The sequence below is a fragment of the Erythrobacter sp. S267 genome, from assembly GCF_057365045.1.
The window spans coordinates 882,458-898,253 of record NZ_CP200298.1 but is presented as its reverse complement, the minus strand read 5'-3'; the positions used below and the strand labels follow the sequence as shown (position 1 = coordinate 898,253).

Genomic DNA, 15,796 nt, shown 5'->3' with positions numbered 1-15,796 from the left:
TGTTTGCAAAGATAGTTGGCGAAGCAGGGGTTTTCCCGGTTGCATTCGCCATTTCAGCCCCCTAATCCGCTCTTGTAACGGGTGACGAGGGTGAGTGGGACGACCGCTCTTGGCCGCCTCAACGGTTTTACAGCCGCCTTGGACCTACTTCGACGTCCCGACTGTTTGGAAAGGACGCATCCCTAATGGCCCGCAAAAAGATTGCTCTGATCGGCTCTGGCATGATCGGCGGCACGCTCGCCCACCTCGCTGCGAAGAAAGAAATGGGCGACATCGTCCTGTTCGACATCGCCGAAGGCATGCCGCAGGGTAAGGCGCTCGACCTGTCGCAATGCGGACCGGTTGAAGGGTTTGACGCTAAGATCACCGGCTCGAACGACTATGCTGACATTGCGGGCGCCGACGTGGTGATCGTCACCGCAGGCGTTCCGCGCAAGCCGGGGATGAGCCGCGACGATCTGCTCGGCATCAACCTCAAGGTCATGAAAGCGGTCGGCGAAGGGATCAAGAACAACTGCCCCGACGCCTTCGTCATCTGCATCACCAACCCGCTCGACGCGATGGTCTGGGCTCTGCGTGAATTTTCCGGCCTGCCCCACAATAAAGTGGTCGGCATGGCAGGCGTGCTGGACTCCGCGCGCTTTGCAACCTTCCTCGCGTGGGAGTTCGATTGCAGCGTCAAGGACGTCAACGCCTTCGTGCTCGGCGGACACGGCGACACAATGGTCCCGGTCAAGAGCTACACCACAATCAACGGCATTCCGGTCGACGACTATGCCAAGATCAAAGGCGTGTCCGCAGACCGCATCGACGAAATCGTCGTCCGCACCCGCAAAGGCGGCGGCGAGATTGTCGGCCTGCTCGGCAACGGCTCAGCCTATTACGCTCCCGCCACCAGCGCGATCAGCATGGCTGAAGCGTATCTCGGCGACCAGAAGCGCATCCTGCCGTGTGCCAGCTATGTCGAAGGCAAATACGGCCTCGATGGCCTCTATGTCGGCGTCCCGACTGTGATCGGAGCCGGCGGCACCGAAGAAGTGGTCGAAATCGAGCTCAGCGACGAAGAGAAAGCCAACCTCAAGGTCTCCACCGACGCAGTCGAAGAGCTGCTTGAGGCGTGTAAGGGCCTGGATGGGTCGCTTGCCTAAGCTGGCATCTTCCACTGCATCCATGCTCGCCGCGCTGGCCTTGATGGCTGGCTCGGCGGCGCATGCGCAGTCGGATAAGCCGGACAACACGCCTGAGAACATCATCGCAGCCACTCAAGTTTGCGTCGACGTGTTTCTCGACCAGCCAGACCCAGCCAGCTTCGTGCCGGTTGAAACTTGGGAATATGCCGAGCGCACTCCCAACTCGCGCGGCATCGTGCCTCGTTATCACCGAGTGGTGCATCGGTTTGAAAAGGTCGCACTTCATTATGTGCCGGGCGAAGCATGCCTCGTCTTTGCGAGCCTACTGGATCAGGAATTCGACGGGGAGCGTGACAACGGTCGTACCCGTGAGGTTCTGGTGAACGGCACGCGTGCAGCGATTGAGGGTGAACACGGCTTCATCGCGTTCCGCACTGACAATCCTGACCCTTACTCCTTCGTCACGATCGCGACTGAGCGGTTCGACATCGAATTTGAACTGGCTCCGCCACCGCCGGGTGGCTCTTATTACATCATCGCAGTTACAGCGCCGGAAGCGGCACCCAACAGTTAACCCAACGAAAAGGTAGACACATCCATGTCCATCCTCATCAACAAAGACACCAAGGTCATTACCCAAGGGATGACCGGTAACACCGGCACTTTCCACACGCAGCAGGCCATCGATTATGGCACGCAGATGGTTGCGGGTGTCACGCCTGGCAAAGGCGGGACCGAGCATATCGGCGTGCCGCAGTTCAACACCGTGCGGGAAGCCAAAGAAGCAACAGGTGCGACGGCCAGCTGCATCTATGTCCCCCCGCCCTTTGCAGCAGACGCGATTTGCGAGGCGATTGATGCCGAGATAGAGCTGATCATCTGCATCACCGAGGGCATTCCGGTGCTCGACATGGTGCGCGCCAAGGCGGCTCTCACCGGCTCGAAATCGCGCCTGATCGGTCCAAACTGCCCAGGTGTCCTGACGCCGGATGAGTGCAAGATCGGCATTATGCCGGGTTCGATCTTCAAGAAGGGCTCGGTCGGCGTCGTCTCACGCTCCGGTACGCTCACCTATGAGGCGGTGCACCAGACCACGATGGTTGGTCTTGGCCAAACGACAGCAGTCGGCATTGGCGGCGACCCCGTCAACGGCACCAACTTTATCGACGTGCTCGACCTCTTCCTCGATGACCCTGAAACCAAGTCGATCATCATGATCGGCGAAATCGGCGGATCGGCAGAAGAAGAAGCGGCGGAATTCCTCAAGCAAGAAGCCGCAAAGGGTCGCTCCAAGCCAACCGTTGGCTTCATCGCAGGCCGCACAGCGCCTCCGGGTCGCCGCATGGGTCACGCAGGCGCGATTGTGTCAGGCGGCCAAGGCGGCGCGGACGACAAGATCGCGGCGATGGAAGATGCGGGCATCCGCGTCAGCCCCTCGCCATCCGAACTGGGCACCACGCTCGACGCGATGTTGAAAGAGCTGGCGTAAACCGCTTGCCCCCTCCCCTCACTCCTCCCCAAGGAACGTACTATGGGTGAAGAACCTCTGAACTTCGTCCCCGAAATGACCGATCAGGAAGGCCCGCAACCCGGTCCTTCCTGGGGCAATCCCAAGTGGCTTGCCGAAGTGTCAGAGGCAGACGCCGACCGCACAGCTGCGATGGACCCGACGCAGATGCTGCTCGAAGCCAAGGATACGATTGCCAAGGCGGCGAAGTCTGCGGGCAAGGCAGCCGATCCCGCAGCGATTGAGAAGGCGGCTAGCCTCTCCATCGCGGCGATGACGCTGGTGCGGCTCTACCGTGTGCGTGGGCATATGGGGGCGGAGCTGGATCCGCTGGCTTTGTCGAGCAAGCGAGTCGAACCGCAAGACCTCAGCCTCGCTTTCCACGGCCTTGCGGGCAAGGAGAATGAAGAGGTCTTTGTCGGCGGGGTGCTGGGCCTTTACTGGACCACGGTCGGCGCGCTCTACAGCCGCCTGCGCGAAGTGTATTGCGGCAAGGTTGGCCTTGAATACATGCACATCGCCGACACTGAAGAGCGGCGCTTCCTGCAGGACAAGTTCGAAAGCCCCGGCGACACGATCCAGTTCACGCCCGAAGGGAAGAAGGCGATCCTAGCCGCTGTCCTTCGCGGGGAAGGATATGAGGAATTCCTCGGCAAGAAATATGTCGGGACCAAGCGCTTCGGCCTCGATGGCGGGGAGTTGATGATCCCAGCGCTGGAGGCGGTGATCAAACATGGCGGCTCAGCCGGTGTGCGTGAAATCATCTACGGCATGGCGCACCGTGGGCGTCTGAACGTCCTCGCTAACGTCATGGCCAAGCCTTACAAGGTGATCTTCCACGAATTTTCCGGCGGCTCTGCCAACCCCGACGATGTCGGCGGTTCAGGCGATGTGAAATACCACCTCGGCACCAGCACCGACCGCGAGTTTGACGGCATATCAGTCCACATGTCGCTGACGCCCAACCCCTCGCACCTCGAGACGGTGAACCCGGTTGTGCTGGGCAAGAGCCGCGCGCAGCAGGCGATCCGCGATGATCTGACGCAGAAGCAGCAGGTGCTGCCCGTGCTGATCCACGGCGATGCGGCGTTTGCGGGTCAGGGCGTGGTGTGGGAGAGCCTCTCGCTCTCCGGCGTCCCCGGCTATGATACGGGCGGCTGTCTCCACTTCATCATCAACAACCAGATCGGATTCACGACCTCGCCCAATTTCGCGCGGTCCTCGCCCTACCCATCCGACGTCGCAAAGGGCGTCATGGCACCGATCCTCCACGTCAATGGCGACGATCCAGAGGCTGTGACTTTCGCCTGCAAGCTTGCGGTCGAATACCGCCAGAAGTTCGGGCGCGATGTTGTGATCGACATGTGGTGCTATCGCCGCTTCGGCCACAATGAGGGCGATGAGCCCAAATTCACTCAGCCGCTGATGTATGACATCATCGCCAAACACCCCAAGGTCAGCCGCGTCTACGAACAACGCCTGATCGAAGAGGGTGTGATCGACGAAGGCCACCGCGCGGAAGTCGCCGCAGAATTCGTTTCTCATCTCGAGGAGGAATTTGAGGCAGCAAAGAGCTACAAGGCCAACGAAGCTGACTGGTTCGGAGGGCGCTGGGCCGGTCTTAACAAGCCTGCCGACGATGAAACCGCGCGGCGCAACGTAGAAACAGCGATTGAGCGCAAGACCTTTGACGCGCTGGGGCGCACGCTGACTGAAGTTCCCGAGAGTGTGAATATTCACAAGACCTTGGGCCGTGTTCTCAAAGCAAAAGCCAAGATGTTTGAGACCGGCGAAGGCTTCGACTGGGCGACTGCAGAGGCGCTCGCATTCGGCTCCCTCGTAATGGAGGGCTATAATGTCCGCCTGTCCGGGCAAGATTCAGGCCGCGGCACATTCTCGCAGCGCCACTCTGTCTGGGTCGATCAGAAGACCGAGGACAAATACATCCCGCTGACGACCCTGCCCCACGGCAAGTTCGAGGTCTACGATAGCACCCTGTCCGAATATGGCGTGCTCGGCTTTGAATACGGCTTTGCAATGGCCGATCCCAAGTCTCTCGTGCTGTGGGAAGCGCAGTTCGGCGACTTCGCCAATGGCGCGCAGATCATGATCGATCAATATATCGCCAGCGGTGAGGCCAAGTGGCTGCGCGCCAACGGCCTCGTGATGCTGTTGCCGCATGGTTATGAAGGTCAGGGTCCGGAGCACTCGTCTGCTCGCCTCGAACGCTTCCTGCAACTGTGCGCCAGCGACAATATCCAGGTCTGCAACATCACGACGCCGGCGAATTACTTCCACGTTCTGCGTCGCCAGATGCTGCGGTCTTTCCGCAAGCCGCTCATCATCATGACGCCGAAATCGCTGCTGCGTCACCCAATGGCGAAGTCCAGCCGCGAGGAATTCCTCGGCGAAGCGCAGTTCAAGCGAATCAAATCCGACCCCTCGATGGAGCCGGACAGCGCGGATGACAAGACAATCAAGCGCCTCGTCCTGTGTTCGGGCAAGGTCGCCTATGACCTCATCGAAAAGCGCGATGCGAAAGGATTGAAAGACGTCTCTATCGTTCGGATAGAACAGCTCTATCCCTTCCCCGGCGATCCGCTCGCTGTGCGTCTGAAGCGGATGACAAACTTGCAGGAGGTGATCTGGTGTCAGGAAGAGCCGAAGAACAACGGTTCGTGGTTCTTCGTTCAGAACCAGATCGAGGATTCGCTCACCAAGGCAGGTCACACCGGCATGCGTCCGATCTATGCGGGCCGTGATGCATCTGCCTCGCCCGCAACGGGCCTCGCCAAGCGCCATGTCGCACAGCAGGAAAAGCTGGTCGCTGATGCGCTCGGGCTTGCTCAGTAATTCAAGTATTCATTCAGGGATAACGCAAAATGGCCACTGAAATCACTGTCCCGGCACTCGGGGAATCGGTCACTGAAGGTTCGATTGGCGAATGGCTCAAACAGCCCGGCGACGCGGTTGCCGTGGATGAGCCGATTGCATCGCTTGAGACCGACAAGGTCGCGGTTGACGTCCCCTCGCCCGTTGCGGGCGTGCTTACCGAGCATCGCGCGGCGGAAGGCGACACGGTAGAGGTCGGCGCGGTGATCGCGGTGATCGAGGAAGGCGAAACGGCAGCTACACCGGCGCCAGCTCCAGCAGCGGCGAAAGCGGACACACCTGCCCCGGCCGCGAGTGAGGACGCGACCTCAGCAGCCGAGACGCTCTCCCCCGCCGTGCGCCGCGCGGTCCTGGAGCACGGCGTTGACCCCTCCACGATCAAGGGCACCGGCAAAGGCGGCCGCATCACCAAGGAAGATGTGCTCGCCGCGGCCAAGGCGAAGGATAAGGCGCCAGTCGCTACCGCTGCGCCTGTTGCTGCTACTCCTCCGCGTGCACATGCTGGTTCCGACAGCGCTCGAAGCGAAGAGCGCGTCAAGATGACCCGCATGCGCCAGACCATCGCGCGCCGTCTGAAAGGCGCGCAGGAAGAGGCTGCGCTGCTCACTACGTTCAACGATGTGGACATGAGCGCGGTCATCGAAGCGCGCACCAAGTACAAGGACCTGTTCGCCAAGAAGCATGACATTCGCTTAGGCTTCATGGGTTTCTTCGCGAAGGCTGCGTGCCTTGCGCTGAAGGACGTGCCCAGCGTCAACGCTTACATCGAAGGCGATGAGATCGTCTATCACGACTATGTCGACATCTCGGTCGCGGTCTCGGCTCCGAACGGCCTCGTGGTGCCGGTCGTGCGCGATTGCCAAGCGAAGGGCTTTGCTCAGATCGAGAAAGACATCGCCGACTACGGCAAGCGCGCCAAGGAAGGCTCGCTCACCATGGCCGACATGACCGGCGGCACCTTCACGATCTCCAACGGAGGCGTGTTCGGCAGCCTGATGTCGACCCCGATCATCAACCCGCCGCAGAGCGCCGTGCTTGGCCTCCACCGGATCGAAGATCGCCCGGTTGCCGTGAATGGCGAGGTCGTGATCAAGCCGATGATGTATATCGCGCTCAGCTACGACCACCGCCTGATCGACGGGCGCGAGGCTGTTACGGCGCTGAAGATCATCAAGGAAGCGATTGAAGACCCGACCCGGATGCTGATCGACCTTTGATCGCGCTTCTTTGAAGGGGAGAATACCAAGATGAAGACCTCTGCCTGGATCACCGCCCCGCTCCTAGTCGCCCTCACCGCATGTGGCGCGGCTGAGAGCGAGGAGGAAGCGCGCGCAAACTACCGCTCGGTTGAGGTCGCTGCCTGTATTGAGCAAGCCAAGGTGAACGTGCCCATGGATGACGCCATCGCGATCTGCAATTGCGCCATCGACGCCAGCATGGAGCGCTATGGTCTCATCACCGACATCAGCGACGCGCAGATCGAGGGCATCCTTGCCCAATGCGTAGGCGAAGCAGGAACGCCTCCCGCAGGATGAGTGGCGGGCTTTGCCTGATGGGTCGCTGATGGCAGCGGAGATGAGCCCTCCCTGGGTCGCCGAGCCCCACCTGTTCAAAGACGCGCATTGGATCATCGCGAAGTCCGATTATCTCAATGAATGGCGCGAATGGTTCTGCCTTCTTCCGGAGGAGGAGCAGGCCGAATACCGCGAGACGCATATGCCGCCGGCCCCATGCGACGGGCGCTTCTACGAAACCTTCGGCGTACCTCGCTACGATCCCAAATGCCATGCTGACAGCTACCGCGATGAGGAAGGCCTGCTGCCCCCGCCTTGGGTTTACGCGCCGGAGATCGGTCTTGGCTCAATCGGTTGGCGCATGGGTCACGGCGAGGATTACTGGCACACGTTCTGGCCATGGCTGCGATCTCAGCCAAAAGCCGTGCAAAACCAACTCATCGCAAAGTATCCAGAACCCGGCTCCGAGACTGTCAAGCAGGGCTATCCTTGGCGCGGCACCTATGAACGCATGCTCCGCCCTGAAGAGGAGCGCGGGCCCAGCCTTCTCGACCAGCTAGAATTCCACGAGCGCCGTTTCGCTGAAACGCTCCACCAGCGCCTGCCCGAATATTGGAAGCGTTTCGGAGGCATGCCTGACGTCACCGGCAAGCGCGTGCTCGATTTCGGCTCGGGTCGCGGCGCAATGGTGCAGATGTTGATGGAGGCCGGAGCCTCCTCGGCCACCGGCATAGAGCTCAACCCCGACACGACCGATTTCGCCAAGTGGAAGGTCGCGAGCCAGTGGGATGGCCGCGTCGATTTCCGCTGCGAAGACATCCGCGAGGTCGAGGTTGAACCAGCCGACATCGTCGTCTCCTCCGACGTGATGGAGCATGTGATGCATTTGCCCGACACGCTGCGCGCTGTCGTCAATGCCTGCAAGCCGGGCGGAGAGCTGTTCATCGGCTTCTCGCCCCTTTGGCACTCGCCCTACGGCCACCACCGGCTGATCGCGCCCAAAACACCATGGGCGCATTTGCCGAGGAACAACCGCGCTTTCCTCGACCGGCTCAAGGATGCGGACGGCAACACGCCCGAGACAATTCAGGAACTCGGCTTCAACGGAGCCACCCCCGCCGATTTCCGCGCGGCGCTGGAAGGCCTGCCGGTGGAGGTTATCTCCGCCCGCCGCAATCTCTCCTCCTCGCCCTTGAAACGCCTGGCCATGCAAGCGTTGCTAATCCCTTCGATCATCCCCGCGCTGGAGAAGTTCATGACGATCGGCATTTACTGGCATTTGCGCCGGGTGGAGGGCTAAAAGGCGCTATGCTCACCGCGATCCGCAAACAGCTCTACGTTATGCTCACCGCGATGCGCCGCGTATATTTGCGCCATGTCTGGGGCATGAGCATCGGCAAAGGCGTGCGGATTTCGAGCAAAGCAACGCTCGACTACACCTACCCAAAAGGCGTGCATATCGGCGACTACACCATCGTCACGCCCGGAGTGCGCATCTTCACCCACGATTATGTCGGCGCGCATCACGACAATACCAAGATCGGCAAATGCTGCTTCATCGGTGCGAATGCGATCATCACGGCGGGTGTAACTATCGGGGATCACTGCATTATCGGCGCTGGGACAGTCGTGAACGGCCACGTTCCCGACCGTTGCATGGTCGCCGGAAACCCTGCGCGCATCGTCAAAACCGACCTTGTCACCGGACACTATGGCCGCACGGTCGAGTGGGCCGAAGGTCGTATTGAAGACGTAAGCCAAACTAGCGATAGCGAAACGCAACAAGAGGCCCTAAATGGGCCGCTGGACACTACAGACTCAAAGCCTGACGAACGGGATCATTCAAACCATGGCTGACCACTCCTACGATTACGATTGCCTTGTCATTGGCGCTGGCCCCGGTGGCTATGTTGCCGCTATCCGGGCAGCCCAACTGGGCTTGAAGACCGCCTGTGTGGAAAGCCGCGAGACCTTGGGCGGCACTTGCCTCAATGTCGGCTGCATCCCTTCCAAAGCGCTCCTCCACGCCTCCGAACTGTTCGAAGAGGCCGAAGGCGGTCACTTCGCAACTTGGGGCATCGATGCAAAAGCCACCTTTGACCTGTCCAAAATGATGAACGAGAAGACCAAGGCCGTGGGCGAGCTGACCGGCGGGATCGAATTTCTGTTCAAGAAAAACAAAGTGACATGGCTCAAAGGCCTCGGCAGCTTTGAGGATGCGCACAACGTCAAGGTCGGCGATCAGACCGTGACCGCGAAAGACATCGTCATCGCAACCGGCTCCAGCGTCACTCCCCTCCCCGGTGTCGAGGTCGACAACGCCAAAGGGCGCATTGTGGACTCAACCGGCGCGCTTGAGCTTTCCGAGGTGCCAGAGCACCTCGTCGTCATCGGCGGCGGGGTCATCGGGCTGGAGCTTGGCTCGGTCTGGCGGCGGCTCGGCGCGAAGGTCACTGTGGTTGAATTCCTGCCCCAAATCCTCCCCGGCATGGACGAGGAAGTGCGCAAGGAAGCCAACAAGATCTTCAAAAAGCAGGGCCTCGAATGGATGCTCGGCCACAAGGTCACCGGCGCCGAGGTCAAGGGCAAGAAAGTCTCGCTCACCATCGAGAAATCCGAAGGCGGTGACGAACAAACGCTTGAGGCAAGCCACGTGCTCGTCTCAATCGGTCGTCGTCCGAACACAGACGGCCTGGCGCTCGACAAGGCGGGCCTCCAAGTCAACAATCGCGGTCAGATCGAGATCGACCACGAGTTCCGCACGAGCATTGAAGGCATCTGGGCCATCGGCGATGTCGTCCCCGGCCCCATGCTCGCGCACAAGGCCGAGGATGAAGGCGTCGCGGTGGCAGAGAACATCGCAGGCGAAACTGGCATTGTGAACCACGATGTGATCCCCAACGTCGTTTACACCACTCCCGAAATCGCAGGCGTTGGCTTGACGCAAGAGCAAGCGATCGAGGCTGTGGGCGGCGACAAGAGCAAGGTCAAAGTCGGCAAGTTCCCGATGATGGCTAACTCCCGCGCGAAGGCAAACCGCGACCCCGATGGCTTTGTAAAAGTCATCGCGGACGCCGAAACCGACCGCGTGCTGGGCGTGTGGATGATCAACACACTGGCCGGCACAATGATCGCTCAGGCAGCACAAGCGATGGAGTTCGGAGCAACCTCCGAAGACATCGCCTACACCTGCCACGCCCATCCGACCCACGCCGAAGCCTTCAAGGAAGCGGCAATGGCGGTCCAAGGCAAGCCGATCCATATGTGATCGGATGGTCCACGAAGCGGCAATCATCGGCGCAGGCCAAATTGCTCACGCAGCTTGGGGCCAGTTCTGGATTGAGGGCTATAGCGACGTAAGAATTTGTGCGCGCTCGCAGCCTGCATGGGTTGACGAGCCGGGCATCGCGGACAGCTTCGATCACTACGTCAAAGGCCAGGATCCCGTCCCCGAAGCGGAGATTGTGCTCGATACAATCGCATTCGATGAAGAGGACGTGCTTCGATACGATCCGGACAAGATCGGTCACCTCGTCCTGATTTCCTCCGCGAGCGTCTATTGCGATGCGCAAGGACGCACGCTGGACGAAGCCGCGAAGAATGGGTGGCCCGAGTTTGACGGGCCAATTTCGGAAACCAACGCGGTCGTTCCTCCCGGGCCAGAGACATATTCCACGCGCAAAGTGCGGATGGAGAACAAAGCGCGCGAGCTCTTCGGTGATCGTGTGACGATCCTTAGGCCAGCGGCCATTCATGGCCCCTATTCTCGCCATCCTCGCGAGTGGTGGTTTGTGAAGCGCATACTCGATGGACGCGCGCGCATTCCGCTGATGTATCGAGGGGAATCTCGGTTCCAAACGAGCAGCGTGACGGAGCTCGCTTGGTATGCAGTCAGGCTTGCCAAACGCAAAGTCGGCGGAACCTATAACGTCGGCGACGAAACCGCTCTTTCAGTGTCAGAAATTGGTCAGTGCATTGCGCGGCACATGGACTGCGCACCTGAATTTGTGATGCTTGAAAATGACGGCAACTTAGGACGAACGCCTTGGTCAGTAGGAAAGCCGCTAACCCTGAACTGCGATAAGCTTCGGAAAGGCCAAAATGCATTTGACTACGAAACAGAGGTCAATCGCACGGTGAAGTGGCTCTGCGACTTCAACCCCGCCGATTGGCGCGCGGCGTTTCCAGTGCTCGCAAGCTATCCCTTTGATCCCTTCGACTACGCTGCGGAAGATCGCTTTTTTGCCTCACTTTGATGCGTTAACAAGCAACTTGGAGAGTGGGAGTGACCGGCAATGACCTATCCGCAACTGACTGATAAACCCGGCGCGGCTGAGACTGCTGCGGCGATCCGCGCGGGCGAGATCAGCGTTACCGAAGCGGTGGACGCGGCGATCACTCGGATCGAGCAGCTGGATGCGGAGATCGACGCGCTAGCCGTGCCGGATTTTGAGCGGGCCTATGAGCGCGCGAAGGCGATGGATGCAGCAGGCCCCTCCCCCAACCAACCACTTTTCGGCGTGCCGATGACGGTCAAGGAAAGCTTCGACGTCGAGGGCTTGCAAAGTTGCTGGGGGCACCAGCGGCTCACCAACTACATCGCTCCGCGCGACAGCGATCTGGTGCGGCGGCTGAAGGCGGCGGGCGCAGTGATTGTCGGCAAGACCAACGTGCCGGTCGACCTCACCGACTGGCAGAGCGTTAACCCGGTCTATGGCCGCACCAACAACCCACATGACGTGACCCGCTCTCCCGGAGGCTCCTCCGGAGGCAGCGCGGCAGCGGTGGCAAGCGGAATGGTCGCTTGCGAGTTCGGCACCGATATCGGTGGTTCGGTCCGCGTGCCGGCCCATTTCTGTGGTGTGTGGGGGCATAAGTCGAGCTGGGGTCTCGTCTCCAAGCAAGGCCACGACCACCCGCAAATGGCGCGTCGAAAGGGCTTTGTCGCGGCGCATGATGGCGCGCTCTCCATTGCCGGACCGATCACACGCAACGCAGAAGACTTGGCGTTGATGATGGAGGTGGCCGCGCAATATCCGCTCGCTCGCAAAGGGAAACCGCTCAAAGAGTGCCGCCTGCTCGCCATCACCGAATATCCCGGAGCGCCTGTCGATGCCTCGGTTGCCGAGCCGACCGAAGCCGCCATCGAAGCTCTGATCGCGGCAGGCACTCAAGTCGATCGCAGCAGCGACCTGATCCCCGATCTCGAGGGGCAGCAGGATGCCTATATGCGCATGCTCAACATCGCGATGGCGCGCGGAGCTCCCTCAAAGAACGGCACACGTGCAACCGCGACCGACTGGTTTGATCTGCTCGACGCGCAGGCGGCCAAGGCGTTTGAGTGGGCACAGCTATTCGAGAGCTACGACTTTGTCCTCGCTCCGCCTGCCCCCGTGCTGGCCGTGCCGCATCTGGAAGGCCGCGTTTTTGATGGGACCATCCGAGTGAACGGCCAGGACCTTCCCGGAGCCGCTGGCCTCGCATGGGCAGGCATCGCGACCTTCCCAAACCTGCCCGCGACCGTTCTGCCGATTGGCAGCGGCACATATGAAGGGTCTCTGCTGCCCTGCGGAATGCAGGTCATGGGGCCGTTTATGAGCGACCTCGACTGCATCCATGCGGCGGGCGAGATCGGGAAAATCTTGCACGGATAGGCGCAAAGGCTCATGGGCGGCGGATGGCACAAACCCTTCTCCTGAAACGCTTTGCGCAGTGGCATATCTGGCTCAGCTGGCTGGTTGGTGTGCCCATTGTTATGTGGCTCGCCAGCGGGCTGTTCATGGTCATCAAGCCGATTGAGGAAGTGCGCGGAGAGCATCTGCGCATCGCTCAGGAGGAAGCCGCTCTGGTGCTAGCGGACAGCGATCTTGCCACGCAGGACGCACAGCTGAAAGAGATGCGCGTGACCATGCAGGACGGGCGCGCAGTGGCGATCCTGACCACGCTCGACGGAGCAACCACGCGGGTCGATATGGAGAGCGGAGAGGCAATTCCCGCCCTCGACGCTGCAGCTGCCCGTGCGCTGGTCGCAAAGCGGATCGTGGGCGGAGATCAGGTCCGCGCCGTCACCTTCTTCGCTGCTGAGGACGTGCCCTTCGACTTCCGCCGCCCAATGCCCGTGTGGCAAGTCGCGCTGGAGGACGGCACCCACATCTATGTCGGGCGCGATACAGGAGAAATCGCAGCGGTTCGCACACGCTGGTGGCGCTGGTTCGACTTTGCCTGGGGGATCCACATCATGGACATGTCTGAGCGTGAAGACACCAGCCACCCGATCCTGATCCTGTTCGCAGGTCTGTCGCTGACCGGCGCCCTGCTCGGCTGTGTGCTCATGTTCCGGCGGCGCAAGTCCAAGGTGAAGGCGCGCGTATGAACGAGGCCGTCCTCACCCCTATCCTCGACGTGCTCGACCTGATCGGCATTGCGATCTTCGCTCTGTCGGGAGCGCTCGTGGCCGCGCGTGAGCGGCAGACCTTCGTCACCATGGCCTTCTTCGCCCTCGTCACCGGTGTGGGTGGAGGGACAGTGCGCGATCTGCTGATCGACGCGCCGGTGTTCTGGATGACCGATCCGTGGGTGGCGGCGGTCTGCCTGGGCACCGCGCTTGCCGCATGGTTCACGCCGATGAAGTGGTGGGAGGGCAAGCTGCTCGACTACGCTGACGCGCTCGGCCTCGCCGCCTATGCGGTGCTCGGCAGCGCGAAAGCGATCGCATACGGCATCCCGCCAATTCCGGCGATCCTGATGGGTATCATCACGGGCTGCGTCGGAGGGGTCATCCGCGACGTGGTCGCAGGCCGCCCGTCGATCATCATGCAGCCTGAACTCTACGTCACCGCCGCGGCCTTGAGCGCTGCTCTGACCGTACTGGGTATGCAGTTCGCGCCCGGCCTTGGCCTTGCCAATTGGATGATCTGGATCGTCGCACTGGTTGCAGGCTTTGCCCTCCGCAGCGCGGCAATTCGGTTCGAGCTGGCGTTGCCGACCTATGGTTCAAAGAAAAACGGGGCGCCGCCCGAAGGTGACGCCCCGCCTCAGAGATAGCTCTGATTGATTAACCGCCCAGATCTTCCTCGCCCGGAAGCGGACCGCCGGGATAGGCCGGTAACGGTTGATCTTCAGCGACATCCACCAGAGGACGAGCATCCTCATCAGCCTCAGCATAGGTGAGCGTTGCCGGATCACTCGGACGCTGTGTCGGCATGGAAGCACGGGCGCTGGCATAGCTTTGCTCTGACCACTGACCCTCGGCCTCATCCGCACTCACGCCGGAGAATCCTCCGTAGTCGACGCCTGAAATGCGGCCATTATTGTCGATCTGGCAGGAAAAGCCCGAGCCGTTGAAGAGCGTACCGGTCACGATCCAGCCAGAGGCCGCGCGGCTTGCACCATCGACGCTGTCGACGCGGACATCACGCTCAATCTCGTTGAGGCAGATGGAAACGGCATTGTCGATGCCCGAGCCGGAATTCGTGCTGCGATTGGTGCGGCGATCATCGCGCTGATCCTCATAATCGCGCGAACGCTCCCGCTCGACCACGACTACATCACGGTCACGGCGACGGTTGTTGTTGTTCGCAGCGCTTGCAATGGCAGCGATACCGCCAATGATCAGCGCGCCTGCCAAGATGTCTCCGCCCCGGATGCGGTTACGGCGATAGCGCCGACCACGCCAACGGCGGCCCCAATATTCGGTAGTCTCAGCCTCAGGATCAAACTGCGTCGGGTCGAGCAGCGTGTCGGACCATTCAAGCCCAACCGCGCTGACTGGCTCCGCCGTGATCTCGGGCAGAGCTTCGGCAGCATAGGCCGGTGTCGCGACCATGGAGACGGCCGCGACCGTACAAGCCAGCGCGCCGATCCTGCGTGATTTGAAGAGATAAGCGGGTGAGTTTTGAGCCATGGGGGCCCCTCCTGTTTGACTTCACCAAAATGTTAAGGTGAGCGTCCACCACTCGCTCTAGCTGAACGCGCGATAGGCGGTCCAGGCTTGACGCTACCTGAACCGCCTATCTTGGTGGTGGGTCATTTCGCCTCAATCAGAGGCGTTTTGGTGGGCTTAGCGCAGTCCGCGGATACCGCTAAAGTCGATTTGCGCACGGTTTCCACGCTCGACGTAGCAGGTGAAGCGGCCACGGTCGAAATTGCGTCCGCGGAATTGGTTGCCTTGCACCTCCATCCGGCCGCGAATGCGGAAGCCGAAGCGGGTGCGGTCAACGTCGCGGATTTGCGTCACGTCGGCAAAGCGCCATCCGCCAAACCTGCGCGCTTGGCGCTCTGCTGTGCGGATACAACGTTCAATCGCCTGCTCTGCTCCGCGACGACCACGGAAGCCGTCATTGTGGTAGCCACGGTTGTCGCGATAGTTGCGATCACGGTAGCGCCGGTCGCGATAGTTGCGATCACCATCACCGTCGAAGGCTCCAGCAATAGCGGCAATACCGCCAATAATCAGAGCGCCTGCGATTACGTCACCGGCGTCGACACCACGATCGCGGTGGCGATCATTCGCAGCGGCAGGGGTTGCAGTGGCAAGGGCCATCGCGCCAGCCGCGACAGTCCCGAGCGCACCCTTTGTGAGAGTTTGTTTCAAAGTCGTCATGTGGGTTCATCCTCGGGTTTTCAGTGGGTGGAACCATTTCCGTTCACTGTGGAACCCTTTTAGATGAACGATTCTGAGGTCAATCTGACCGAGGCTTGCAGCAGATGTTCAGATTTATACCTTCTAACATGAATGGATGTATCGCGGCGTA

Annotated in this window: 15 protein-coding genes; 13 read left to right on the top strand and 2 right to left on the bottom strand. The window is 60.7% G+C overall.

Annotated features, from left to right (window positions below; translation table 11 throughout):
- Window positions 1-185: 185 nt before the first annotated feature.
- Genes mdh through AC0V6X_RS04055 form a run of 13 tightly spaced genes read left to right on the top strand, consistent with a single transcriptional unit; the run spans window position 186 to window position 14,087 of the window.
- Window positions 186-1,148 (top strand): malate dehydrogenase, encoded by a 963-nt coding sequence (gene mdh / locus AC0V6X_RS04115; RefSeq protein WP_486183321.1) that lies wholly within the window; start codon window positions 186-188, stop codon window positions 1,146-1,148.
- Window positions 1,141-1,704: a hypothetical protein gene (locus tag AC0V6X_RS04110; protein ID WP_486183320.1), complete on the top strand. Its 564-nt coding sequence runs from the start codon at window positions 1,141-1,143 to the stop codon at window positions 1,702-1,704. The genes mdh and AC0V6X_RS04110 overlap by 8 nt, the downstream gene beginning before the upstream one ends.
- Window positions 1,705-1,728: 24 nt before the next feature.
- A complete protein-coding gene (gene sucD, locus AC0V6X_RS04105; protein ID WP_486183319.1) occupies window positions 1,729-2,619 on the top strand; it encodes a succinate--CoA ligase subunit alpha in 891 nt (296 codons plus the stop codon).
- A gap of 42 nt (window positions 2,620-2,661) precedes the next feature.
- On the top strand, window positions 2,662-5,490 hold the full coding sequence (locus AC0V6X_RS04100) for a 2-oxoglutarate dehydrogenase E1 component (RefSeq protein WP_486183318.1): 2,829 nt from the start codon (window positions 2,662-2,664) through the stop codon (window positions 5,488-5,490).
- Between the two features lie 29 nt (window positions 5,491-5,519).
- Entirely contained in the window at window positions 5,520-6,746 is a 1,227-nt protein-coding gene (gene odhB, locus AC0V6X_RS04095; protein ID WP_486183317.1) for a 2-oxoglutarate dehydrogenase complex dihydrolipoyllysine-residue succinyltransferase, read from the top strand.
- A 30-nt stretch (window positions 6,747-6,776) separates the two neighbouring features.
- Window positions 6,777-7,064: a hypothetical protein gene (locus AC0V6X_RS04090; protein ID WP_486183316.1), complete on the top strand. Its 288-nt coding sequence runs from the start codon at window positions 6,777-6,779 to the stop codon at window positions 7,062-7,064.
- Window positions 7,065-7,104: 40 nt separating this feature from the next.
- Window positions 7,105-8,343: a class I SAM-dependent methyltransferase gene (locus AC0V6X_RS04085; protein ID WP_486183315.1), complete on the top strand. Its 1,239-nt coding sequence runs from the start codon at window positions 7,105-7,107 to the stop codon at window positions 8,341-8,343.
- An 8-nt stretch (window positions 8,344-8,351) separates the two neighbouring features.
- Window positions 8,352-8,900, top strand: a complete 549-nt coding sequence (locus tag AC0V6X_RS04080; protein ID WP_486183314.1) for an acyltransferase — start codon at window positions 8,352-8,354, stop codon at window positions 8,898-8,900.
- Window positions 8,893-10,311 (top strand): dihydrolipoyl dehydrogenase, encoded by a 1,419-nt coding sequence (gene lpdA, locus AC0V6X_RS04075; protein ID WP_486183313.1) that lies wholly within the window; start codon window positions 8,893-8,895, stop codon window positions 10,309-10,311. Before AC0V6X_RS04080 ends, lpdA begins: the two co-directional genes overlap by 8 nt.
- Before the next feature lie 4 nt (window positions 10,312-10,315).
- Window positions 10,316-11,299: a Rossmann-fold NAD(P)-binding domain-containing protein gene (locus AC0V6X_RS04070; RefSeq protein ID WP_486183312.1), complete on the top strand. Its 984-nt coding sequence runs from the start codon at window positions 10,316-10,318 to the stop codon at window positions 11,297-11,299.
- A gap of 39 nt (window positions 11,300-11,338) precedes the next feature.
- On the top strand, window positions 11,339-12,697 hold the full coding sequence (locus AC0V6X_RS04065; protein WP_486183311.1) for an amidase family protein: 1,359 nt from the start codon (window positions 11,339-11,341) through the stop codon (window positions 12,695-12,697).
- A 23-nt stretch (window positions 12,698-12,720) separates the two neighbouring features.
- On the top strand, window positions 12,721-13,416 hold the full coding sequence (locus tag AC0V6X_RS04060) for a PepSY domain-containing protein (protein WP_486183310.1): 696 nt from the start codon (window positions 12,721-12,723) through the stop codon (window positions 13,414-13,416).
- The gene (locus AC0V6X_RS04055) at window positions 13,413-14,087 is read left to right on the top strand and encodes a trimeric intracellular cation channel family protein (RefSeq protein ID WP_486183309.1); all 675 of its coding nucleotides are present in this window, start codon (window positions 13,413-13,415) and stop codon (window positions 14,085-14,087) included. Before AC0V6X_RS04060 ends, AC0V6X_RS04055 begins: the two co-directional genes overlap by 4 nt.
- Before the next feature lie 10 nt (window positions 14,088-14,097).
- On the opposite strand, the gene AC0V6X_RS04050 is transcribed toward AC0V6X_RS04055, so the two are convergent.
- Both AC0V6X_RS04050 and AC0V6X_RS04045 read right to left on the bottom strand, forming a co-directional pair.
- A complete protein-coding gene (locus AC0V6X_RS04050) occupies window positions 14,098-14,946 on the bottom strand; it encodes a hypothetical protein (protein ID WP_486183308.1) in 849 nt (282 codons plus the stop codon).
- Window positions 14,947-15,102: 156 nt separating this feature from the next.
- Window positions 15,103-15,645: a hypothetical protein gene (locus tag AC0V6X_RS04045; RefSeq protein ID WP_486183307.1), complete on the bottom strand. Its 543-nt coding sequence runs from the start codon at window positions 15,643-15,645 to the stop codon at window positions 15,103-15,105.
- Window positions 15,646-15,796 lie beyond the last annotated feature (151 nt).